The 22,064-nt window shown below is 65.2% G+C and carries 21 protein-coding genes and 1 pseudogene; 9 read left to right on the top strand and 13 right to left on the bottom strand.

All coding sequences use genetic code 11. From position 1 onward, the window contains the following. Positions 1–108: 108 nt before the first annotated feature. From HDG32_RS24235 to HDG32_RS24215, 5 genes are all read left to right on the top strand, one after another. The gene (locus HDG32_RS24235; protein WP_184071275.1) at positions 109–1,524 is read left to right on the top strand and encodes a 3-oxoacyl-ACP reductase; all 1,416 of its coding nucleotides are present in this window, start codon (positions 109–111) and stop codon (positions 1,522–1,524) included. A 14-nt stretch (positions 1,525–1,538) separates the two neighbouring features. Further along, positions 1,539–2,471 carry a MaoC/PaaZ C-terminal domain-containing protein gene (locus tag HDG32_RS24230; RefSeq protein ID WP_184071273.1) on the top strand — a complete coding sequence of 311 codons (933 nt, stop codon included), beginning with the start codon at positions 1,539–1,541 and terminating at the stop codon, positions 2,469–2,471. A gap of 59 nt (positions 2,472–2,530) precedes the next feature. After that, positions 2,531–3,832, top strand: a complete 1,302-nt coding sequence (locus tag HDG32_RS24225) for an acetyl-CoA C-acetyltransferase (RefSeq protein ID WP_184071271.1) — start codon at positions 2,531–2,533, stop codon at positions 3,830–3,832. 37 nt (positions 3,833–3,869) lie between these two features. After that, the gene (locus HDG32_RS24220; protein ID WP_184071269.1) at positions 3,870–5,657 is read left to right on the top strand and encodes an AMP-binding protein; all 1,788 of its coding nucleotides are present in this window, start codon (positions 3,870–3,872) and stop codon (positions 5,655–5,657) included. 97 nt (positions 5,658–5,754) lie between these two features. Then, the gene (locus tag HDG32_RS24215; RefSeq protein WP_184071267.1) at positions 5,755–6,693 is read left to right on the top strand and encodes a DUF1571 domain-containing protein; all 939 of its coding nucleotides are present in this window, start codon (positions 5,755–5,757) and stop codon (positions 6,691–6,693) included. Here the strand turns inward: HDG32_RS24215 and HDG32_RS24210 are convergent. From HDG32_RS24210 to HDG32_RS24190, 5 genes are all read right to left on the bottom strand, one after another. Continuing rightward, positions 6,690–7,118, bottom strand: a complete 429-nt coding sequence (locus HDG32_RS24210) for a hypothetical protein (protein ID WP_184071265.1) — start codon at positions 7,116–7,118, stop codon at positions 6,690–6,692. The two genes, HDG32_RS24215 and HDG32_RS24210, sit on opposite strands and share 4 nt — an antisense overlap. Before the next feature lie 60 nt (positions 7,119–7,178). Beyond that, the gene (locus tag HDG32_RS24205) at positions 7,179–8,756 is read right to left on the bottom strand and encodes an FAD-binding oxidoreductase (protein WP_184071264.1); all 1,578 of its coding nucleotides are present in this window, start codon (positions 8,754–8,756) and stop codon (positions 7,179–7,181) included. Positions 8,757–8,852: 96 nt separating this feature from the next. Next, positions 8,853–9,761: an anti-sigma factor gene (locus HDG32_RS24200; RefSeq protein WP_184071262.1), complete on the bottom strand. Its 909-nt coding sequence runs from the start codon at positions 9,759–9,761 to the stop codon at positions 8,853–8,855. Beyond that, entirely contained in the window at positions 9,758–10,321 is a 564-nt protein-coding gene (locus tag HDG32_RS24195) for a sigma-70 family RNA polymerase sigma factor (protein WP_184071260.1), read from the bottom strand. The genes HDG32_RS24200 and HDG32_RS24195 overlap by 4 nt, the downstream gene beginning before the upstream one ends. A gap of 26 nt (positions 10,322–10,347) precedes the next feature. After that, positions 10,348–10,485: a hypothetical protein gene (locus tag HDG32_RS24190; RefSeq protein WP_184071258.1), complete on the bottom strand. Its 138-nt coding sequence runs from the start codon at positions 10,483–10,485 to the stop codon at positions 10,348–10,350. 438 nt (positions 10,486–10,923) lie between these two features. Here HDG32_RS24190 and hfq point away from each other — a divergent pair, with 438 nt between their 5' ends. Next, entirely contained in the window at positions 10,924–11,409 is a 486-nt protein-coding gene (gene hfq / locus HDG32_RS24185) for an RNA chaperone Hfq (protein WP_184071256.1), read from the top strand. Between the two features lie 30 nt (positions 11,410–11,439). On the opposite strand, the gene HDG32_RS24180 is transcribed toward hfq, so the two are convergent. Beyond that, a complete protein-coding gene (locus HDG32_RS24180) occupies positions 11,440–11,667 on the bottom strand; it encodes a hypothetical protein (protein WP_184071254.1) in 228 nt (75 codons plus the stop codon). 207 nt (positions 11,668–11,874) lie between these two features. Here HDG32_RS24180 and HDG32_RS24175 point away from each other — a divergent pair, with 207 nt between their 5' ends. Continuing rightward, on the top strand, positions 11,875–12,066 hold the full coding sequence (locus tag HDG32_RS24175) for a hypothetical protein (protein WP_090805694.1): 192 nt from the start codon (positions 11,875–11,877) through the stop codon (positions 12,064–12,066). Between the two features lie 240 nt (positions 12,067–12,306). On the opposite strand, the gene HDG32_RS24170 is transcribed toward HDG32_RS24175, so the two are convergent. Continuing rightward, the gene (locus HDG32_RS24170; RefSeq protein WP_184071252.1) at positions 12,307–13,023 is read right to left on the bottom strand and encodes a DUF2968 domain-containing protein; all 717 of its coding nucleotides are present in this window, start codon (positions 13,021–13,023) and stop codon (positions 12,307–12,309) included. Positions 13,024–13,130: 107 nt separating this feature from the next. Further along, the gene (locus HDG32_RS24165) at positions 13,131–13,397 is read right to left on the bottom strand and encodes a hypothetical protein (protein ID WP_184071250.1); all 267 of its coding nucleotides are present in this window, start codon (positions 13,395–13,397) and stop codon (positions 13,131–13,133) included. On the opposite strand from HDG32_RS24165, the pseudogene HDG32_RS36655 reads away from it, so the two are divergent. Together HDG32_RS36655 and HDG32_RS24160 are read left to right on the top strand one after the other, a co-directional pair. Next, positions 13,318–13,515 (top strand): annotated as a pseudogene (locus HDG32_RS36655) (ShlB/FhaC/HecB family hemolysin secretion/activation protein); the annotation flags it as partial. The gene HDG32_RS24165 and the pseudogene HDG32_RS36655 sit on opposite strands and share 80 nt — an antisense overlap. A gap of 201 nt (positions 13,516–13,716) precedes the next feature. Beyond that, entirely contained in the window at positions 13,717–14,202 is a 486-nt protein-coding gene (locus tag HDG32_RS24160; protein WP_184066797.1) for a DUF2147 domain-containing protein, read from the top strand. A 159-nt stretch (positions 14,203–14,361) separates the two neighbouring features. Here the strand turns inward: HDG32_RS24160 and HDG32_RS24155 are convergent, their stop codons facing one another. The 5 genes from HDG32_RS24155 to HDG32_RS24135 all read right to left on the bottom strand — a co-directional run bounded on the left by HDG32_RS24155 (position 14,362) and on the right by HDG32_RS24135 (position 21,964). After that, positions 14,362–14,820, bottom strand: a complete 459-nt coding sequence (locus HDG32_RS24155) for a transposase (protein WP_184029885.1) — start codon at positions 14,818–14,820, stop codon at positions 14,362–14,364. Between the two features lie 99 nt (positions 14,821–14,919). Continuing rightward, entirely contained in the window at positions 14,920–16,017 is a 1,098-nt protein-coding gene (zapE, locus tag HDG32_RS24150) for a cell division protein ZapE (protein WP_090804139.1), read from the bottom strand. 88 nt (positions 16,018–16,105) lie between these two features. Then, positions 16,106–17,548: a dihydrolipoyl dehydrogenase gene (gene lpdA, locus HDG32_RS24145; RefSeq protein ID WP_184071248.1), complete on the bottom strand. Its 1,443-nt coding sequence runs from the start codon at positions 17,546–17,548 to the stop codon at positions 16,106–16,108. Positions 17,549–17,686: 138 nt separating this feature from the next. Continuing rightward, a complete protein-coding gene (odhB, locus tag HDG32_RS24140) occupies positions 17,687–18,961 on the bottom strand; it encodes a 2-oxoglutarate dehydrogenase complex dihydrolipoyllysine-residue succinyltransferase (RefSeq protein WP_184029896.1) in 1,275 nt (424 codons plus the stop codon). Between the two features lie 141 nt (positions 18,962–19,102). Beyond that, positions 19,103–21,964 (bottom strand): 2-oxoglutarate dehydrogenase E1 component, encoded by a 2,862-nt coding sequence (locus HDG32_RS24135; RefSeq protein WP_184029901.1) that lies wholly within the window; start codon positions 21,962–21,964, stop codon positions 19,103–19,105. Between the last annotated feature and the right edge of the window lie 100 nt (positions 21,965–22,064).

The following is a 22,064-nucleotide window of genomic DNA, read 5'->3' as shown; positions in this document are numbered from 1 at the left end:
GCGGCAAACCGTACCCGAGTCACGCAACTCAAGGCACACTGACACACGTCCGGCGCCCCTGAAAATCACGGGGCTGCCCGCGGCGCGTCCAGCAGAGCAACCGATAACATGACCGACTCCTACCTGAAGTTCGTCAACTCGCCGTTCGGCGGCCGTCTCGCGCGCGCGCTCGGGCTGCCGAAGCCCGAGGTGCTGCGGCGCTATCGCGCGGACCGGCCCGAGTTCGACGGACTGATCGCGATCGGCGCGGGCCGCGAGCCGCGCCTGTTCGACGCGCTCGCGAGTCTGATCGCCACCATCGGCATGACGAGCGTCGCGCACGAAAGCGCCGGGCTGTGGGTGCCGCTCGCCCATCGCCACGGCCTGATGACCGGCCGCTTCGAGCCGGCCGAAGCCGGTGCGCCGGGCAAGCTTGCCGCGTTGATGTTCGACGCGAGCGGTATCGACGACAGCAGCCTGCTCGAACCGCTGCACGGCTTTTTCCACGACACGCTGCGCTCGCTCGGCAAGTGTGGGCGCATCGTCGTGCTGGGCCGGCCGCCCGAGGCCTGCGCGAGCCCGCGTCAGTGGACTGCCCAGCGCGCGCTCGAAGGGCTCGTGCGCTCGCTCGGCAAGGAAGCGCGGCGCGGCATCGCCGCGAATCTCGTGTACGTGGAGGAAGGCGCTGAAAACGCCATCGAGGCGACGCTGCGCTTTTTCCTGTCGCCGCGCTCGGCCTATGTGTCCGGTCAGGTGGTGCGGATCGCGGCACATGGCGCGCTGCCGCACGACGCGCCCGCGTTCGACTGGCGCCAGCCGCTCGCCGGCCGGCGTGCGCTGGTCACGGGCGCGGCACGCGGCATCGGCGCGGCAATTGCGAGCGTGCTCGCGGCCGAGGGCGCGCATGTGATCGGCCTCGACATTCCGTCCGCGCGCGACGCGCTCGATGCGACGATGCGGCAGCTGAACGGCAGCCCGCTCGCGTTCGACATCGCCGCGCCCGAAGCGCCCGCGCAGATCGCCGCCGCGCTCGACGAGCTCGGCGTCGACATCGTCGTGCACAACGCCGGCATCGCGAAGGACAAGACCATCGCAAAGATGACCGACGCCGTCTGGCAAAGCGTGATCGACATCAACCTGAGCGCGCAGGAACGCATCGACGACGCGCTGCTCGCGGGCGGCATCCTGCGCGACGGCGGGCGCATCGTCGCGGTGTCGTCGATCAGCGGCATTGCGGGCAATCCCGGCCAGACCAACTACGCGACGTCTAAGGCTGGCGTGATCGGCCGGGTGCGGAGCATGGCGCCGCCACTGCGCGCGCGCGGCATCACGATCAACGCGGTCGCGCCCGGCTTCATCGAAACGCAGATGACCGCGAAGATTCCGCTCGCGATCCGCGAGGCCGGCCGCCGCATGAACTCGATGAGCCAGGGCGGCCAGCCCGTCGACGTCGCGCAGACCATCGCGTGGCTCGCGCATCCGGGCTCGGCGGGCGTGACGGGCCAGGTCGTGCGCGTGTGCGGTCAAAGCCTGATTGGCGCCTGAACGGGAGCATGGGTATGGACGAACCGCGTGATCCGTTCGGCAGCCGTCAGCTCGCTCCCGCGCCGGGCGACGGCGCGCGGCCGAAAACCGTCGTCATCGAAACGCTGCCCTCCCCGGCAAAGCTGTACGGGCGCGCGCTGACGGGCATCGTCAAGCGCGGCCGCGACACGCGGCTGCCGCCGTTGCGGCTCGTGCGCCCCGCCGTCGTGCTCGAGCCCGGCCCCGTGTGGCGCTATGCGCGCGTGTGCGGCTTCATTCCCGAGCACGGCGTGCCGCTGACTTACCCGCACCTGCTCGCGTTTCCGCTGCATCTGCTGATGCTGACCGACCCCGCGTTTCCGTGGCCCGCGCTCGGTCTCGTGCATCTGGCCAATCACGTGCGGCTGCGCCGCCCGCTCGCCTACAAGGACCTGCTGCGCATCGAGGTCGAATTCGGCGCGCTGCTGCGTCACGACAAGGGCCAGGCGTTCGTCGTGCATACGCGCATCTATCGGCGCGGCGAGGCGGTGTGGGACGGCGACAGCATCTACCTGAAGCGCGCGGTGCCGGCGCTCGGCCATCCGCTCGAAGCGTTGACGCTCGGTCCCGATGCGCTGCAACGGATCGCGCGCTGGCAGCTCGCGCCGCAACTGGGCCGCGACTACGCGAGCGCGTCCGGCGACTACAACCCGATCCACATCAGTGCGCTGTCGGCGAAGGCGTTCGGCTTTCCGCGCGCGATCGCGCATGGCATGTGGACGCTCGCGCGCGCGGCGTCGTCGCTGCAGCCGCCGAAGCCGCTCGCCCAAGCAACGCTCAGCGCCGAGTTCAAGGTGCCGATGCTGCTGCCGGGCGAAGCGTCGCTGTGGAGCGCATCGCCTTCGCTGATCGAGCGCGATCTCGAGGTGCGCGATATCGCCGGGGAAAAGCCGCATTTGCGCGGGCGCATGCAGTGGCGGCTGCTGTGAACCGCGAGCGCGCCGTTCGCATCGACCAATAATCTGGGAACGACCCAAAGGAGCCGAGCATGTCCCACCCGCAACCTGCCGTGCGCCGCGTCGCCGTCATCGGGGGCAACCGGATTCCGTTTGCCCGCTCGAACACCGCTTACGCGAGCGCATCGAATCAGGACATGCTGACCTTCACGCTGCAAGGGCTGATCGATCGCTATGACCTGCACGGCGTGCGTCTCGGCGAAGTCACGGCGGGCGCCGTCATCAAGCACTCGCGCGACTTCAACCTGACGCGCGAGTCCGTGCTGTCCACCACGCTCGCGAAGGAAACGCCCGCCTACGACGTGCAGCAGGCCTGCGGCACCGGCCTCGAAGCCGCGATCCTCGTCGCCAACAAGATCGCGCTCGGGCAGATCGACGCGGGCATCGCGGGCGGCGTCGATACCACGTCCGACGCGCCGATCGGCGTCAACGAGCGCATGCGCAAGATCCTGCTCGAAGCGAATCGCGGCAAGAGTACCGGTCAGCGTATCGCCGCGCTCAGCAGGCTGCGGCCCGGCATGTTGTTCAAGCCGCTGTTGCCGCGCAACGGCGAGCCCCGCACGGGGCTGTCGATGGGCGAGCATTGCGAGCTGACGGCCAAGCGCTGGAACATCTCGCGCGAGGCGCAGGACGTGCTTGCGTACGAGAGCCATCGCAAGCTCGCCGATGCGTACGCGCGCGGCTTCGTCAACGATCTGATGACGCCGTACAAAGGCCTCGCGCGCGACAACAACCTGCGCGCCGACCTGTCGCTCGAAAGGCTTGCGAACCTGAAGCCCGTGTTCGACCGCGACGCGGGCACGCTGACCGCCGGCAACTCGACGCCGCTGACCGACGGCGCATCCGCGGTACTGCTCGCGAGCGAAGCGTGGGCGGCCGAGCGTGGCTTGCCCGTGCTCGCGTATCTGAGCTGGTCGGAAACCGCGGCGGTCGACTTTTTCGACAAGCAGGAAGGCCTTCTGATGGCGCCCGCCTACGCGGTGCCGCGCATGCTCGCGCGCGCCGGCCTCACGTTGCAGGACTTCGATTTCTACGAAATCCACGAAGCGTTCGCGGCCCAGGTGTTGGGCACGCTCGCGGCATGGCAGGATGACGAATATTGCCGCACGCAGCTTGGCCTCGCCGGCGCGCTCGGTGCGATCGACCGCACCAGGCTCAACGTGAACGGCGGTTCGCTCGCGACCGGCCATCCGTTTGCGGCGACGGGCGGACGTATCGTCGCCGCGCTCGCGAAGATGCTGGCGCAACTCGACAAACCGGCCGGCAGCGCACGCGGGCTGATCTCGATCTGCGCGGCGGGCGGCCAGGGGGTCGTCGCGATTCTGGAACGCTAGTGCGGCAGCGCATACCAACATTTTCAGGAGGCAACCGATGACCGAGCCCACCCAAGCCCCGCTGCACGTGCCGGACGCAGGCGGCACGCCTCGTCAAAACCCGGTGCCCCACCCCGCTCCGAACACCGACGGCATCTGGTACGCGTCCTATCCGGACGACGTGCCGCGCGACATCGACGTCACGCAATACGAGTCGATCGATCAGTTCTTCGACGAATGCATCGCACAGTTCCGCGAGCGCGTCGCGTACGTGAGCGTCGGCGCGAACCTGACGTACGGTGAACTGGGCCGCAAGGCGAGCGCGTTCGCGGCGTACCTGCAAAGCATCGGCGTGGAGCCGGGCGAGCGCGTCGCGATCATGCTGCCGAACACCTTCCAGTATCCGGTCGCGCTGTTCGGCACGATCAAGGCGGGCGCGGTGGTCGTCAACGTGAATCCGCTCTACACGGTGCGCGAACTCGCGCACCAGCTAAAGGACAGCGGCGCGCAGACGATCGTCGTGTTCGAGAACTTCGCGAAGACGCTCGAAGATGCATTGCCCGGCACCAAGGTGCGCAACGTGATCGTGACCGGGCTCGGCGATCTGCTCGCCGACGGCGCGAACCTGAAGGGACACCTGCTCAATTTCATGCTGCGTCACGTGAAAAAGATGGTGCCCCCTTACAAGCTGCCGCAGGCAGTGCCGCTCCTGAAAGCGCTTTCGGCCGGTTATGCGCGGCCGCACACACCGGTGCGCGCGACCCACGAAGACATTGCGTTCCTGCAATACACGGGCGGCACGACCGGCGTCGCGAAAGGCGCGATGCTCACGCACCGGAACATCCTCGCCAATCTGTTGCAGGCGAAGGCGTGGGCCGCGGGGCAGTTGTCCGGCGAGGGCGAAACGGTGCTCACGCCGCTGCCGCTTTATCACATCTACTCGCTGACCGTGAATGCGCTGATCTTCATGGGGCTCGGCGGGCGCAACATCCTGATCGCGAATCCGCGCGACATGAAGCGCGTGATGATGATCATCCGTCACGAAAAATTCACCGGCATGACCGCGGTCAACACGCTCTACAACGCGTTCCTCGACAACGAGGAATTCTGTCGGCGCGACTTCTCGGACCTGAAGCTCGCGATGGCGGGCGGCATGGCGACGCAGAAAGCCGTCGCCGAGCGCTTCAAGGCGGTGACGGGCAAGCCGATCATCGAGGGCTACGGACTCACCGAGTGCTCGCCGATCGTCTCGATGAATCCGGTCGATCTGACCAATCTGCGCGACTTCGAGGGCTCGATCGGCTTGCCCGCGCCGTCCACGCAGGTGCGCTTCAGGAAAGACGACGGCAGCTGGGCCAAGATCGGCGAGGCGGGCGAGCTGTGCGTGAAGGGCCCGCAGGTCATGAAGGGCTACTGGAACCGCCCCGACGAAACCGCGAAGGTGATCGACGACGACGGCTGGCTCGCGACCGGCGACATCGGCGTGATGGACTCGCGCGGCTTTATCCGTCTGATCGATCGCAAGAAGGACATGATCCTCGTGTCGGGCTTCAACGTGTATCCGAACGAAATCGAGGACGTGATCGCCGCGCATCCGGACGTGCGCGAAGTCGCCGCGATCGGCGTGTCCGACCCCGCGCAGGGCGAGCGCGTGAAGGTGTTCATCGTGCGGCGCACGCCGACACTGACCGCCGAGCAGGTGATTGCGTACTGCCGCAAGAATCTGACTGGCTACAAGGTGCCGAAGCTCGTCGAATTCCGCGACGAGCTGCCGCAAACCAACGTCGGCAAAATTCTGCGCCGTGCGTTGCGCGACGAGGAACTCGCGAAACAGAGGTCTGCCTGACGGGAATAAGCGTTGCTTCAAAGCGTTGTTGCTTTGTTGCTTCGCGTTATTGCCTTGCATGTTGCATGAGCGGCCGCGTCACTTTCTGGAGAAATTCATGAAGCACCGCATGTCCGCCCGTTCGCATCGCCTGCGACAGCGCTTGCTGGGTGCGCTGCTCGTCGCGCTCGGCCTGCTGTCGGTGCCGACGGCCTTCGCGCAGAACGACGACCGCCCGCCCCCGCTCAACACCGCGAGCGCCGTCAAGCCGCCCACCACGCCGGCCGCGCAGGTCGGCAAGCTCACGCTCGACCAGCAGGTCAAATGGCTGCGCGCCGCGCAGCAAAGCGGCACGCTCGAAAAGCTCGACGACGCGCAACTGGTCGCGCTGTTCCAGTCGCTCGATCCGCTCGCGCTGCCGCGCTATATCAAGGAAGGGCCGAACGACTACCCGTCGTACGAGTTCACGATGTCGCGCTCCGAGCGCATTCGCGGCATCTGGCCCGACAAGCCCGATCACATGCTGGTGCGCGTCGCGCACGACCCGCTGCGCATCTACGCGAAGTGGCTGCCCGACGGCGCGCACGCGGGCCAGGAAATCATCTACGACGAATCGAAACGTAGCGACGAAACCTACGGCCACCTCGGCGGCATCATGAACGTGATGCCGTTGTGGACGTCGCTGACCGGCGCGCTCGCACGCTCGCAATCGAATCACAGCGTGCGCGATCTCGGCACCGAGTACGTTGCCGATCAATACCTGAGTGAAGGAAAAAAATACACCGAGGCCGGCTTGCCTCGTTCGGTGCAGATCGAAGTGAAGACCATCGACGGTGTGCGCGTCGTCGCGTTCACGTTCGAAACACCGGTCGGCCAGCCGCAGTTCTACTCGAAAAAGGAAACGCTCGGGCTCGATCTGCGTCATCCGTTCTTTCGCAGCGTCCAGTCTTACGACAACGACGGCAAGATTTTCGAGCAGATCGTGTTCGAGAGCATCACGCCGAAGACATTCGACGATTCGACCTTCGATCCGAAGAACAAGGACTACAAGTTCTAGCGCGCGCTGCGCGGCGTCAGCGCGAAGGCCACGTGGGCGGGTTGCGCATCCAGCCCCTCGCGCGCTTCGTGACGATGCTCGACGAAGCGTCCCGTGCGAAGCGCGAGGTGTTGCAGGACGAAGTAATCGGACGCGCGCGTGAAGCCGATCAGCGCGGGCATCACGTGCGGGGTCCGCCCATCGTCGAGCAGTGGCGCAAGTGTGGTGAACCAGAGCGCACCCGCATCGTCGCCGGTCTCGAAGGTCGGCAAGCGAAGATGCGCGGCATAGCGTGCGAACGACGCGCCGCATTCGAGCGTCGAGTCGACGATCGCGAACGCGCGCGCATCGTCAGCGCACGCGGCGGCTTGCGCGAGCCACGGCCATGCGCCGCCCGCGGCCGTCGCGAGGCATGCACCGGTGAGCATGAAAGTGCGTCGATCCATTGGCGTGTACGTTCCGTTCTGTTTGCGCTTCGGTTTGCCGTGCGTGTCCGCACGCGTCGTTCACGTGTACCCGCGCCGGTCGCGCCACGCCGCCGGCCAGATGCCCTGCTTGCCCGGCGCGAGAATGCCGTTCGGGTCGAGCGCATCCTTCAGCGTTTCGGCGAAGCGCAGCGACGCACCGTCGTTGAAGCTGTATTGCGCGGCCGCGAAATCCATGTACGCGAGATGCGCGCGATACTCGCCGTAGCCGGCCGCGCGCGCGTCGCTCATCAGCGAGCGCAGCAGCGCGCCGGCCTGCTCCACCTGGTTCGCGTCGTCGCGGTCGAAAATCGCCGCGAAAATATGATGCAGATGCCGCGCGCCCGCGGTGAAGCCACCGTAGTAGTCGAAGCCGTATTCGGCGGCGCGCGCTTTCACCATCGTGTACTGGCGCATCGCGTCGCGCCCGGTCGCCGGACAGATCGGCGCGAAGTCGACGTGCGCGCCCGCGCCGCCGCGCCAGTCGAGCATGCGAAACGCGGTCATCGCGGGAATGCCGGCCATGTTGCGATCGCCGCCGCCAGTCGGCTGAGCATCGCCCGCATAGCGCGCCGCCGTGAGCCGCGCCTCCGGCACCCGCGCGAACGCGCGCTCGATCAGCGCGTAGCGCGCATCGATCAACTCGGGCGTGCCGTACAGCGCGAAATGCAGGTTCCAGCGCCCGACGCCGAGTTTGTCGAGCATCGCCTGCACCGCGCTTTCGGGCATCGCGCCCGCGCCGTCGTACCACTGCCGGCGTGGCGACAGGCTCGCCGCGCGCCGCAATCCGCCCTCGATCACCGCGTGATTGCGGATCGTGCCGTCGAGCCGCAACGGCCGCAGAATCTCGACGATCTCCTCCAGATCGGCCTCGCGACGAAACTGGATTTCGCCGAGCAGATACGCGGGCGGCGCGGGCATCAGCCACACGCCGAGCTTCGTCACGATGCCGTAGTTCGACTGCATGAACATCGCATCGAACGACGGCCCGTAGCCCGGCTGATACAGCTGCCACGCAGTGCCGATCTCGACGCCGCCCATGCCGGTGCGCAGCACGTCGCCGTTGGCGAGCACGACCTCCATCCCGCATTGGGCCGCCGCGTGATCGCCGTAGTCGGTATAGCCGAAGCCGCGCTCCAGCGTGTTGCCGACCACGCTGCCCCAGCCGGCAGCCGGTGGATCGACCCACAGCTTGTAGCCCTTGTCGCGCAGATGCGCGTACAGATCGAAATAGCTGACGCCCGGTTCGACCAGCGCGTAGGCGAGCGTTTCGTTGACTTCGAGGATGCGGTTCATGCGCTGCAAGTCGAGCACGACCGAGCCGCTGAGACGCGGCGCCGCGCCGCCGTACGCGAAGTTGCGCCCGGTCGACACGGTCCACAGCGCAATCCGGTACTGATTGGCGATGCGCAGCACCGCGCGGATTTCATCGACCGACGCGGGCAGCAGCGCGGCGCTCGCGACAAACGCCCCCGGCTCGCCAGGCGCGAACGGATCGACATAGGCGGCGAGGCCGGCGTCGGAACGCAGCACGTGCGCTTCACCGACGATCGCGCGCCAGCCGGCGAGCGCCCGCTCGAACTGCGCGGCGGACAGGTTGGGCGGCAGCGTCTGGGGCAAGGCGTCTCCTTGTCGGTCGGGCAACCCGCGGGTGCAGTCGCGCGGGCAGCTATGCGTGCGTCGCCGCTGACGGCCTTGACGACACCCTACCGCCCGCTACTGCTGCCACGTGTCAGGCTTACCACCGAGCTCGCTGCACACGTCGATCGCGATCTCGCGCAGCTTGCCTTCCGCGATCGCGCCGGACAGCGCGTAGCCCATGCCGTCGCTGATCCAGTAGAAGGTGCGGCGGTTGCCGTCGCGAAACAGGCGGAACGCGGTTTCGTCGCGGGTGACGCCGGTCACGTACAGCGTCAGGCGCGCGCCGGCCTGGTTCTCGTACATGAACTGCGCAGCCGGCCCGGCCTCGCCGGGCAACAGCCGGCCGCCCACCAGCGAATAACCATACTCCTGCAGCGACGGCACCGACAGCGGACGATTCAGCCGCTTCGACAGCCAGGTGATCAGATGCTCCTCTTCGCTCGCGGCGACTTCGACCGGATGACGCCGCTCCGGCGAGTACACCGCGTACGCGACATCCGCGCGCTGCGCAAAACCGGCCGGCTGTCCGCCGAAGCCGCTCCACGCGCCGCCGGTCAGCCGCGGCGCGAGCGGACCGAGGGCCAGCGCGAGCCCGGCGCCAGCCGCGAGCCAGCAGGCGGCGAGACCCGCGCGCTGCCACCACGGCCGCGTCCGACGCACGACGATGAAAGCCGGCTCCTCCGCCTCCGTGGGCTGGCTGCCTGCATAGCTTCGCTCGCCGGCTTCAGCGGCTTGCTGCCGATCGTCGGCCCGCTGCCCTGCTTGCGCTTGCCGCGCATCGCTGTCCGGCGCGCCGCACAGCGCCCGCAGCGCCGCCTTCTGCGCGCGCCACGCGGCCACGCGCGCGGTGGCCTGCGGATGCTGGCGAAGCTGCGTTTCGATCGCGGCGCGCTGCTCTTCCGGCAATTCGCCATCGACATAGGCCGACAGCGCGCGCAGATCGAGCTCGTCATGCAAGCCGGAATCGGAGTCATCGTTGTTCATTGTCGGTTTCTCACCACTTTCAGCGGCGCGACTTTATGCGCCGCCCGCGGCGCACGGGGCTGCGGTCCGTGCATCGGCCCTGGCGGCTCCTCGCACAGCAACGCGCGCATATGCTCGCGCGCCCGCGACAGCCGTGACATCACCGTACCGATCGGCACCCCCAGCGCGCTCGATGCCTCCTGGTACGACAGCTCCTCGACGCACACCAGCAGCAGCACCTCACGCTGCTCGAGTGGCAGGCAGTACAGCGCGCGCTGCACGTCGCGCAGCACCAGACCGTCGACCTCACCGTGCGGCGCCTCGAGATTGCGCCACGGCGCGCTTTCGTCGTCGACGGCGATCTCGCGGCGCCCGCGCAGCTGGTCGATGTACAGATGCCGCAGGATCGTCAGCAGCCACGCGCGCAGGTTGCTGTTCGGCCGGAATGCCGACCAGCGCGCAAGCGCGCGCTCCGCCGTATCCTGCACGAGATCGTCGGCCCAGGCGCGGTCGCCCGTCAGTGCGCGCGCATAGCGGCGCAGCTGGGGCAGCCACGCGATCACTTCCGCTTCGAATGTCACCCGGCGTGCCAGGCCCGGTCGCGGCGTTAGTAGCCGCCGCCGCTGCTGTTGCTGTTGCTGCTAGAACCCGACGCGGCGTTGTCGGTATCGGCCGCGTGCGCGAGGGAGCCGCACGCGAGCGCGAGCAGGACGAAGAGCGCTGACAGAATACGGGATGCTTTCATGGTGAGCCTCCTGGCAGATGCCCGGCACACGATCGACCGACCGGCGCGGCGGGCGGCAGGCCGCGGAATGCGGTACTGCCATACTGGACTTAACGCCGCGATCGCGTGGTTTATTCCACCGCCGTCGTGGCGCTGTTTCGCTGCGCTGTTTCTCCGGGCTTTTTCGCGGCGCTTCGACGCCGCCGCCGTGGTCGCGCAACATGCCCCTATGTTCTTCCTTTTCCGCCAACCATGCCGGCAATGCCTGGAGAGACCGGAAGAAGACGACATTGACCAGCAGATTCGTAACTCAACGTTACAGTCCCGCGTTATCGGATGCTTATGTGCTCGCAAGTCGTTATAGTGGACAAAGTTCGCCCCGTCGACGCGTTCTGCCCCCGCATAGGGTAGAAAGGGTAAAATCGCGGCGAACCACCGTCTATCTAACCTGAATTGTCCATGGCTTCCGCAGAATCGCATCCGCAAAACGACTTCATGAACGCTGCGCGCAAGGAACGAAAGCGCGTCGAAATCTATCTGGTCAACGGCATCCGCCTGACCGGATGCATCGAGTCGTTCGATCAGTACCTGGTGATGCTGCGCACGCCGGTTGGCCTGCAAGGCATCTACAAGCGCGCGATCTCCACGATCCAGCTCGACACCGGCACGCGGCCGGCGCCGCGCACGGGCCGAACGTCGCATGGCGAACATGGCGCGCGCGGTCCCCATGGTTCGCGCGAACATCGCGAGCCGCGCGAAGGGCGTGAATCGTACGGCGCGCCGTCGGCGGAACGCACGCCGAGCGAGCGCAGCGGCAACTCCGAAGGTCCGGTGGTCGTCACGCGGCGGCGGCGTCTGTTCGGCACCGGCGGCGAAAGCGGCAATCATGGCGGCAACCACGGCGGCAACCACGGCGGCGGCAGCCCCGGCGGCAATCAGGAATAAATACGAAGAAGCTGTAGCGGCCGCGCCTCGCTACTCCGCGGACGAACCGAGGCGCCGCAGAATTTTCTCCAGTTGGGTCAGCTGACGCTCGGTCAGCTCGAATCTCCCCTTGACCGCCAGCACGCGGCGCCGCCAGTAGCCGGCGTCGAACAGGTGCAGCGCCGGTTGCCGCGTCGCCCAATCCAGGTGTTCCAGTTCGGTTTCCACGACGTGGGCTGCGAGCACTCGTCGCGAGCCCGCCGGCTTTTTCCCGTTCATCAGGTTCGCTGTGTGATGAATCGATGGAGGTGTCGTTCGCGGCTCAAGCGTGGCTCAAGCGTGGCTCAAGCGCGGCCGGGACACCACTCGGAGAACGAATCGATGCCGGCCGGCTTTAAACGACGCGCCTGCGCCATCTGGCGGTCGTTCGCCGATAGCCGCGATGCGCTATGCTGAATGATCGACCCTCTACCGAAGGAGCGCGCCATGACCAGCAAAAACCAGCATGCCTCCCGACCGGCGCGCACGCGCCGGACGCCCCCGACGTCCGCCGATACGCGGCTCGACGAAGCGCTGATGGAAAGCTTTCCCGCCAGCGATCCGATCGCCGTCGACGTGACGCAGCCGCCTCGCGAACGGATGCGCAAAACGCAAGCGGATACGCGCAAGCGGCATTGAAGTCGCGCCGTCTTGCGTCGTACGACGGCGGCGCACAACGACGCGGCAACGAGCCGTCAGGGCTCGCGAAAAATGCCGAGTGCAAATGCCGAAATGCCCGGCGGTAAAAGTGCATGCGCGGGCTGGCGGGGTATGGAAAGCACCGATCAAACATAACAACGGTAACGCCCGCGGACGAGCCGGACGGCGCACCGATTTCCGCGCCATCCCGCCACTCCACCCAGGCTCACACCGTCGTGCTCAATGCACCGGCAAGCCGCTATTGAGCTGACGCTGCAGGTCGCGCACCTGGCGCTGCGCGACGCGCAACTGATCCTGCGCGGCGGCCTTCTGCTGCGCCAGTTCGGTCGCCTCGGCGCGCTTCTGCTCCTGCTGGCTCGCGACGATGCTTTGCTGCTGACGCGCGACGTCGAGGTCGGCCTGCAGCCGGCTCGCGCGTTCCTGCGACAGCGCGACCATGCGCTGCGTGAACGCCTTCTGCGCTTCGAGTTGCGTACGGCGGATCTCGATGTCCGACAGTTGCATTGTCTGCCGCGCGAAATCCTTGTAGATCAGCTCGGCGCGCGCGGCGTCCTGCGACTTGATCACGCGCCAGAAGTTTTTCTGCTGGAACAGCGCGACGTAGTAGGTCATCTCCTTGCCGTAGAACAGCAGGCTCGCGCCATAGCTGCCGTTATACGTGGTGCGCAATTCGCTCAGATCCGGGCCGTGGATCATCTGCTGCAATTCAGCCACGTTCCCGGTGGCGGATTGCCGGTTTTCATCCGGCGTCAGTGCAGTGGTTTCCGCCTGGCCGGCCTGCGAGGTGTCGGGCAACGCACTCGTCGTACCCGGCTGGGACACGACCGTATCGCTCGCACCACTGTTCTCCAGAGCCTGTGCATTCGCGCCCTGAAGGGCCCCCAATACGATGCATGCGGCCAGAGCAATCTCTCGTAGCTTCGACTTTCGGTCCATGTGATACCTGTTGAACAGATTTTGTTTTAGTAGAAAACGGGGAATTATTACTCACTTTCGCGGGTTTCGGGCTCTTCGTCGAAAATATGGTACTTGCGCGTTTGCTTCTATAACAGGCACAAGCGTAGTCCCGCCTCACCGGCGCGGCGGTAGACGACGGTCCGTTCGATTCCCTGCCGCTGATCGAGGCGCCCCACCGCGGTCCGAACCTGACCGTGCAGGTCGACGGCGGGAAGTCGATTTCGTTCGACGAAGTCGCGCAACGCTTCACACCGCTCGTCGGCAAGGACATGCCATGAGCCGGGCGATGCGTCGGGCGATTCCGGCTGGGGCGCGACGGTCGAGGCCAACCGGCCGATCACGCTCGGCTTCACCTATGCGTACTGCGACAGCCTCGATGTGTCCGTCGGAAAAGCGGTCGGTGATGCGCCGGTGGAGAGCGCATCGCACAGTCCGCGCATCAACGCGAGGTTCTGCTACCAGCTGAATTGACACGCTTCAGAAGTGCCGCGAGCGGATTAGAAGCTCCACTATCAAACGACGCATGCACTTTCGCGTATTCTGCGCTGACGATGCAAACGGCACACCGCTGGCACCGTTACGCATCGCGAGGGCTGGTACCGCACATCCGACCACGATGCCCATAACGCCGCGCGACCATGATCGCGCTGTCTCATATCAAGGAGGAAGGCAATGACGCAATTCACTCGACGTGCCGGCGCGCTTGCGCTGCGCACCGCCCGTCACGCCGCGCTCGCCGGCGCCCTGCTCGCCAGCGCAGTGACCGCGATGGCGCAGACCGATACACCGATCGGCACGTGGCAAACCATCGACGATCACACGGGCCAGCCGAAGGCGCTCGTGCAGATCACACAAGACGGCAATGGCGAACTGAACGGCAAGGTTATCAAGGGTCTCGGCGCGAACGACCAGCCGGATCGCCGTTGCACCGAATGCACCGACGCGCGCAAGGATCAACCGGTCCTCGGCATGACCATCATCAACAGCATGAAGAAGGATGGCGACGCGTGGGATCACGGCCAGATTCTCGATCCTGAAAACGGCAAGGTCTACAAATGCAAGATGCATCTCGAGGACGGCGGCAACAAGCTCGTGGTGCGTGGCTACATTGGGGTCGCGCTGCTTGGCCGCTCGCAAACGTGGATACGGCAGCAATGAGGGTCGACGTGCGGCGCATGCGTGGCGCCTGGCACGTCGCCTGAATGTGCGCATGATGCTGCAACGATGCGCGCTCTGCGCCAGGAGGTGCAACATAAAAAACGGCCGGCGATCAAGAATCGCGCGGCCGTTTTCATTGGGGCAAGCTGTTTGCGATGGTCATGCTGCCTGCTTGAGCGGTGCAGCGTAAGCAATCGGCGACGCCGGCACCGACGTGGCCGGTACCGGATTGTATGCGGCGGCCGGAACACGAAACGCCGCGGGCACGCGCTTGGACGCGGCGCGCTTGTGCTGCACGCTCGCGTGCGTGCGCATACGCGCTTCCATCAATCTGCAGAAATCTTCGCTCGCGGTGCCGAGCAGTTGCTCCGTGACGTGCTTGAGCACGCCCGATTCGTACCACGACTTGAAGCGGCGATGACAGGTCTGATATGGCGGGTAGCGGCGCGGCATTGCGGACCAGGTGGCGCCGCTATACATGACCCAAAGCACGCCGTTGAGCACCGAGCGGGTATTGGCAAGTGGACGGCCACGCATTTCGGTACGCGGCCGGAGTTCGGGCAGCAGTGGCGCAACGCGCTGCCATTCTTCATCGGTGATTTCGCGATACGGGTTCATGCTTCCTCCTTTGTCAGAACAACGACAAAAGATAGCCAGTCATCCGTGCGCTGTATATCAGACCACTCCGATTCCTGAAAATGTGTCGTGCGCGGTAGCTCAGGTTAGGGACGTGTCGACAATCCGGCGCGGCGTGTCGAGATACTCCTTCGACTGCATCTCGACGATGCGCGACACCGTACGCGTGAATTCATTAGCCATCGGACCGTCGACGTACAACTGCTCCGGCGGCACCGCAGCCGACATCAACAGCTTGACCTTGTGGTCGTAGAACACGTCGATGAGCCACGTGAAGCGGCGCGCTTCCGACGCCATGCGCACCGACATCTGCGGCACGTCCGACAGGATCACCGCGTGAAAGCGGGTCGCGAGTTCGAGGTAGTCGTTCTGCGAGCGCGGGCCCCCGCACAGCGTCGCGAAGTCGAACCAGACCACGCCGTCCGCGCGGCGCAGCGCCTTCAGCTCGCGCTTCTCGATATGCAGCAGCGGGCTTTCGTCGGGCACCGCGGCGAGGCGCGCGAAGGCGTCGCGCAGCGCCTTGCCGGCGGCGGCGTCCAGTGGCGTGTGATAGACCTCCACCTGCGCGAGCGTGCGCTGGCGATAATCGATCCCCGCGTCGACGTTGATCACGTCGAGCTTCTGCTTGATCAGTTCGATCGCGGGCAGCATGCGGTCGCGATGCAGGCCGTCCGGGTACAGCGTGTCGGGCGCGTAGTTTGACGTCATCACGAACTGCACGCCGTTCTCGAACAGCTTGTCGAGCAGGCGATACAGGATCATCGCGTCGGCGATATCCGACACGTGGAATTCGTCGAAACAGATCAGCCGATAGCGCTTCGCAATGCGCCGCGCGAGTTCGTCGAGCGGATCGGCCCGGCCTTTGAGTTCTTCGAGTTCGCGATGCACTTCGCGCATGAACTCGTGGAAGTGCAGACGGGTTTTGCGATGCAACGGCACGATCATGTAGAAGCTGTCCATCAGGAAGCTCTTGCCGCGGCCCACGCCGCCCCACATGTACACGCCGCGCGGCAGATCGGGGTGAATGATCAGCTTCCTGAACGCGTTCGAGCGGCGCGACTTGTATGCGACCCACTCTTCATAGCACCGCTGCAGGCGGTCGACCGCCGCGCGCTGCGCCGGATCGGATTGATAACCGCGCGTCTGCAGTTCTTTTTCGTAGTATTCGGTGACGTTCATCGTGTTGCTGCAAAAAGAAAGGCGGGAGGGATTGAACCCCGCCCGCCTTTGGTGATGCCAAGGTTGCGTTTCGGTCAGGCGTGCGTGCTTACATGTTCAGCGCGCGCTTGTCGACGGCGAGTGCCGCTTCGCGCATGACTTCCGACAGCGACGGGTGCGGATGGCAAATACGGCCGATGTCTTCCGACGCCGCCTTGAACTCCATCGCCACCACGGCTTCCGCGATCAGGTCCGATGCGTTCGCCGAGATGATGTGCACGCCGAGCAGTTCGTCGGTCTTCGCGTCGGCGATCATCTTGACGAAACCGTCCGCCTTGTTGATGCCGAGCGCGCGGCCGTTAGCCATGAACGGGAACTGGCCGGTCTTGATCTCGCGGCCTTCCGCCTTCAGTTGCTGCTCCGTCTTGCCGACCCATGCGATTTCCGGTTCGGTGTAGATCACCCACGGAATGCAGTTGTAGTCGATGTGCGGCTTCTGACCGTCGATCACTTCGGCAACCAGCACGCCTTCGTCCTCAGCCTTGTGCGCGAGCATCGGGCCACGCACGACGTCACCGATCGCGTACACGTTCGGCACGGCCGTCGCGCAGTGGTCGTCCACGTCGATGAAGCCGCGCTCGTTGGCCTTCAGGCCGATCGCTTCGAGGCCGAGGTTGTCGGTGTTCGGCACGCGGCCGACCGACACGACCAGGCGGTCGGCTTCGAGCGTCTGCGCGTTGCCGTCCTTGTCCGTGTAGGCGATCGTCACGCCGTTTTCGCTCGTCTTCACTTCGCCGACCTTCACGCCGACGCGGATGTCGAGACCTTGCTTCTTGAACTGCTTGGCCGCTTCCTTCGACAGCGCCTGGTCAGCCACGCCGAGGAATTCCGGCAGCGCTTCGAGCACGGTCACGTCCGCGCCGAGGCGGCGCCACACCGAGCCGAGCTCTAGTCCGATCACGCCTGCGCCGATCACGGCGAGCTTCTTCGGTGCCGTGTCGAACGACAATGCGCCTTCGTTGTCGGCGATCAGCTTGTTGTCGACCGGAATGCCCGGCAGATGACGCGCCTTCGAACCCGTTGCGATGATCACGTTCTTCGCCGTGACGACTTCGCTGCTTGCACCATCTTCGCCTTCGCCGCTCACTTCGATCTGCACGCCGGCGTCCGTCTTGCCGGTGAACTTGCCATGGCCCTTGAGCCACGTGATCTTGTTCTTGCGGAACAGGAATTCGATGCCCTTGGTCATCTTCTCGACGATGCCGTCCTTGCGGCCCATCATCTTCGAGATATCGACCGAAACGTTTTCCACCGAGATGCCGTGGTCGGCAAGGTGATGCGACGCGTTCTCGAACTCTTCCGACGAAGCGAGCAATGCCTTCGACGGAATGCAGCCGACGTTCAGGCAGGTGCCGCCGAGCTTCAGCGTGCCGGCCGGGTTCTTCCACTTTTCGATACATGCGACGGTCTTGCCGAGCTGCGCTGCGCGGATGGCGGCGACATAACCGCCAGGGCCTGCGCCGATCACGACGACGTCAAAATCTTTGGACATGACAATCCCTTTGATGGCGGAACGGCGCCGGGCCGCCCGAGGTGGCGCGCGCCGTTCCTGTACTGCGGAATGCTACAGACGTGCTACGGATGACGCCGGCCCGCGCAAACCGCCGGCCGGCGTCGGTGGAACGTGCGCTTACAGGTCGAGCAGCAGGCGAGCCGGATCTTCCAGCGCATCCTTCATCGCGACCAGCGACAGCACTGCTTCGCGGCCGTCGATGATACGGTGGTCGTACGACAGCGCGAGGTAGTTCATCGGGCGGATCACGATCTGGCCGTTTTCGACCACTGCGCGTTCCTTGGTGGCGTGCACGCCGAGAATCGCAGACTGCGGCGGGTTGATGATCGGGGTGGACAGCATCGAGCCGAACACGCCGCCGTTCGAGATCGAGAATGTACCGCCGGTCATTTCTTCGATGGACAGCTTGCCGTCCTTCGCCTTCTGGCCAAATTCGGCGATCTTCTTCTCGATGTCGGCGAGGCTCAGCTGATCTGCATTACGCAGGATCGGCACCACCAGACCGCGCGGCGAACCGACAGCGATACCGATGTCGAAGTAGCCGTGGTAGACGATGTCGTTACCGTCGATCGACGCGTTCACGAGCGGGAACTTCTTCAGCGCGTGGACAGCTGCCTTCACGAAGAACGACATGAAGCCGAGCTTCACGCCGTGTTCCTTCTCGAACTTGTCCTTGTACTTGTTGCGCAGCTCCATGACCGGCGCCATGTTCACTTCGTTGAACGTCGTGAGGATGGCGTTGGTTTGCTGCGACTCGAGCAGACGCTCGGCGATACGAGCACGCAGACGCGACATCGGCACGCGCTGTTCCGGACGGTCCTTCAGCCATTGATCGGCCGATGCCGGGGCCTTGACGTCCGGCAGCGACGGCTTCGCAGCCTTCGGTGCGGCAGCCGGAGCCGGTGCGGCCTTGGCAGCCGGAGCAGCCTGGCCGGCGACGAGCACGTCGCCCTTCGTGATACGGCCGTCGCGGCCGGTGCCGGCGACGTCGCCCGCAGCCAGACCCTTCTCTGCCATCAGCTTGCCGGCAGCCGGCGAAGCAGCGGTGTTCGACCCCGTTGCGACAGCGGCCTGAGCCGCCGGTGCGGGAGCCGCGGCAGCGACCGGAGCCGGCTTCACTTCGGCTTCGACAGCGGCGGCGCCCGCGGTGCCTTCGGTGTCGATCTTCGCGATCACCTGTTCAGCCGTGACCGTGTCGCCGTCGTTCGAAATGACTTGCGCGAGCACGCCTGCTGCCGGTGCCGGCACTTCGAGCACGACCTTGTCGGTCTCGATTTCGATGAGGATTTCGTCCTGAGCGACAGCCTCGCCGGGCTTCTTCTTCCACTGCAGCATGGTTGCCTCCGAGACCGACTCGGAGAGCTGGGGAACCTTGACTTCAACAATAGCCATTATGAGTATCCTGAATACGTATCGGGTGACGGCGCTTCTTCACGACCGCCTGCGAACCGTGAACGCCGCGCCTGAACCTCATGGGAAACGTTCGGCGCGGCGCGGGAAAGCGCACTGCGCTTTCCCGGCTCGTCTGTTTCTTTATTTAGCGATCGACGCGCTCTTGAGACGGCCGAAAGCGCCTTCGATCAGCGCCTTCTGCTGCTCGTAGTGCTTCGCGTAGTAGCCGACTGCAGGCGAAGCCGAAGCCGGACGGCCGCTGTACGCCAGCTTCTGCCCTTCCTTCATGCCTTCCTTCAGATGGTGCTCGATGTAGAACCACGGGCCCTGATTCTGCGGCTCGTCCTGCACCCACACCACTTCGGTTGCGTTGTCGTACTTCTTCATTTCCGCTTCGAACTGCTTGTGCGCGAACGGATAGAGCTGTTCGATACGGATGATCGCGACGTCGTTCACCTTCGCTTCGCGGCGATGCGCGACCAGGTCGTAGTACACGCGGCCCGAGCAGGCCAGCACGCGCTTGACCTTCTTCGCGTCGATGGTTTCGTCCACTTCGCCGATGACCGGCTGGAACGAACCCTTCGCGAGTTCCGACAGATCCGACACGGCTTCCTTGTGACGCAGCAACGACTTCGGCGTCGCGACGATCAGCGGCTTGCGGAACAGGCGGATCATCTGGCGACGCAGCAGGTGGAAGACCTGCGCCGGCGTGGTCGGCTGAACGACCTGCATGTTGTGGTCTGCGCACAGTTGCAGGAAACGCTCGATACGCGCCGACGAGTGCTCCGGACCCTGGCCTTCGTAGCCGTGCGGCAGCAGCATGGTCAGGCCCGACACGCGGCCCCACTTCACTTCGCCCGACGAGATGAACTGGTCGATCACGACTTGCGCGCCATTCACGAAGTCGCCGAACTGCGCTTCCCACGCGACGAACGTGTTCGGTTCAGCGGTCGAGTAACCGTATTCGAAGCCGAGCACCGCTTCTTCCGACAGCACCGAGTCGATCACCGTGAACTTCGCCTGACCTTCGGCGATGTTCTGCAGCGGCACGTAGGTGCCGTCGTTCCAGCGCTCGCGGTTCTGGTCGTGCAGCACTGCGTGACGGTGCGTGAACGTGCCGCGGCCCGAATCCTGACCGGTCAGGCGCACGGCATAACCGGATGCGACCAGCGACGCGAACGCGAGGTGCTCGCCCATGCCCCAGTCGAGCTTCGCTTCGCCGCGGCCCATGGCGCGACGGTCGTTGATCACGCGCTCGACGAGCGGGTGAACCTTGAAGTTTTCCGGAATCGTGGTGATGCGTTCGGCGAGGCGCTTCAGTTCCGCGAGCGGCACGGCCGTGTCGGCCGCGTCGGTCCACTTGCGGTTCAGGAACGGCACCCAATCCACCGCGTACTTGCTCTTGTAGTTCGAGAGCACCGGGTCGACCGTGTGGTGGCCCTCGTCCATCGCCCTGCGATAAGCCTTGACGAATTCCTCGCCATCCTCGGCCTTGATGACGCCCTGCTGAACGAGCTTTTCAGCGTACAGCGCGCGCGTGCCGGGGTGCTTCGAAATCGTCTTGTACATCAGCGGCTGCGTGACCGCCGGGGTGTCCTGCTCGTTGTGGCCCAGCTTGCGGAAGCAGACGATGTCGACGACGACGTCCTTGTGGAACTGCATGCGGAAGTCGATCGCCATCTGGGTGGCCAGCACGACCGCTTCGGGATCGTCACCGTTCACGTGCAGCACCGGCGCTTCGATCATCTTGACGACGTCCGAGCAGTACAACGTGGAGCGCGAGTCGCGCGGGTCCGACGTCGTGAAGCCGATCTGGTTGTTGATGACGATGTGCAGCGTGCCGTGCGTGCCATAACCGCGCGTTTGCGCGAGGTTCAGCGTTTCCATCACGACGCCCTGGCCAGCGAAAGCCGCGTCGCCGTGGATCTGCACCGGCAGCACCTGAACGCCGTTTTCGTCGCCGCGACGGTCCATACGCGCCTTCGCCGAGCCCTCGACCACCGGGTTGACGATTTCGAGGTGCGACGGGTTGAACGCGAGCGACAGGTGAACCGGGCCGCCTTCCGTCGCGACGTCCGACGAGAAGCCCTTGTGGTACTTCACGTCGCCGGCCGGCAGATCATCGACGTGCTTGCCTTCGAATTCGGCGAACAGGTCTGCCGGCATCTTGCCGAGCGTATTGACCAGCACGTTCAAACGGCCGCGGTGAGCCATCGCGATGACGATTTCCTGAACGCCGCGCAGACCGCCGTGACGCACGACTTCGTCCATTGCCGCGATGAAGCTCTCGCCGCCTTCGAGCGAGAAGCGCTTCTGGCCGACGTACTTGGTGTGCAGGAAACGCTCGAGGCCTTCGGCGGCCGTCAGGCGATTCAGGATGTGCTTCTTCTTGTCGTTGTTGAAGCTCGGCGTCGAACGGATCGATTCGAGGCGTTCCTTCCACCAGCGCTTCTGCTCCGGATCGCTGATGTACATGTACTCGGCGCCGATCGTGCCGCAGTACGTGTCGCGCAGGGCTTTGACGATCTCGCGCAGCGTTGCGCGCTCGAACCCGAAGTACAGATTCGTTGCGCTGAACTCCTGGTCCATGTCGGCTTCGGTGAAGTCGTAGAACGCGGGTTCAAGTTCGGGGATCGCGGGACGCTCGCGGCGCTTCAGAGGATCGAGATTGGCCCATTGCGAGCCGAGGAAGCGATATGCGCCGATGAGGGACTGGACGTAAACCTGTTTGCGGGCGGTTGCGAGATCTTCGCCGCCGGCCGTTGCGCGCGGCAGGAAGGCATTGGCCTTGGCGCGCTGGGCAAACGATTCGACGATCGGGCCATGGGCCACGTCGTTGGCGTTGCTGCCGTCCGATGCGGGCACGTTCTGCAACGCATCGAAATAGCTGCGCCAGGTCTCGGGCACTGACGCCGGATTATCGAGATACGCTTCGTACATTTCTTCAACGTACGGAGCATTGCCGCCGAACAGATAAGAGTTCGACTGGAATTGCTTCATCATTTTTACGCTCACCTTTCTTCGAGTTTCTCGAGAAATAGCGGGTTACCGAACCTTCCGCGACACGGCCTGACCGTTTAGCGGATTGCGCGAATCAAGTCTT

Origin of the sequence: Paraburkholderia sp. CI2 (genome assembly GCF_014201055.1) — a bacterium.
Taxonomy (GTDB): Bacteria; Pseudomonadota; Gammaproteobacteria; order Burkholderiales; family Burkholderiaceae; genus Paraburkholderia; species Paraburkholderia tuberum.
Note: the sequence above shows the minus strand (reverse complement) of the source record. Positions and strands in the feature narration are given on the sequence as shown.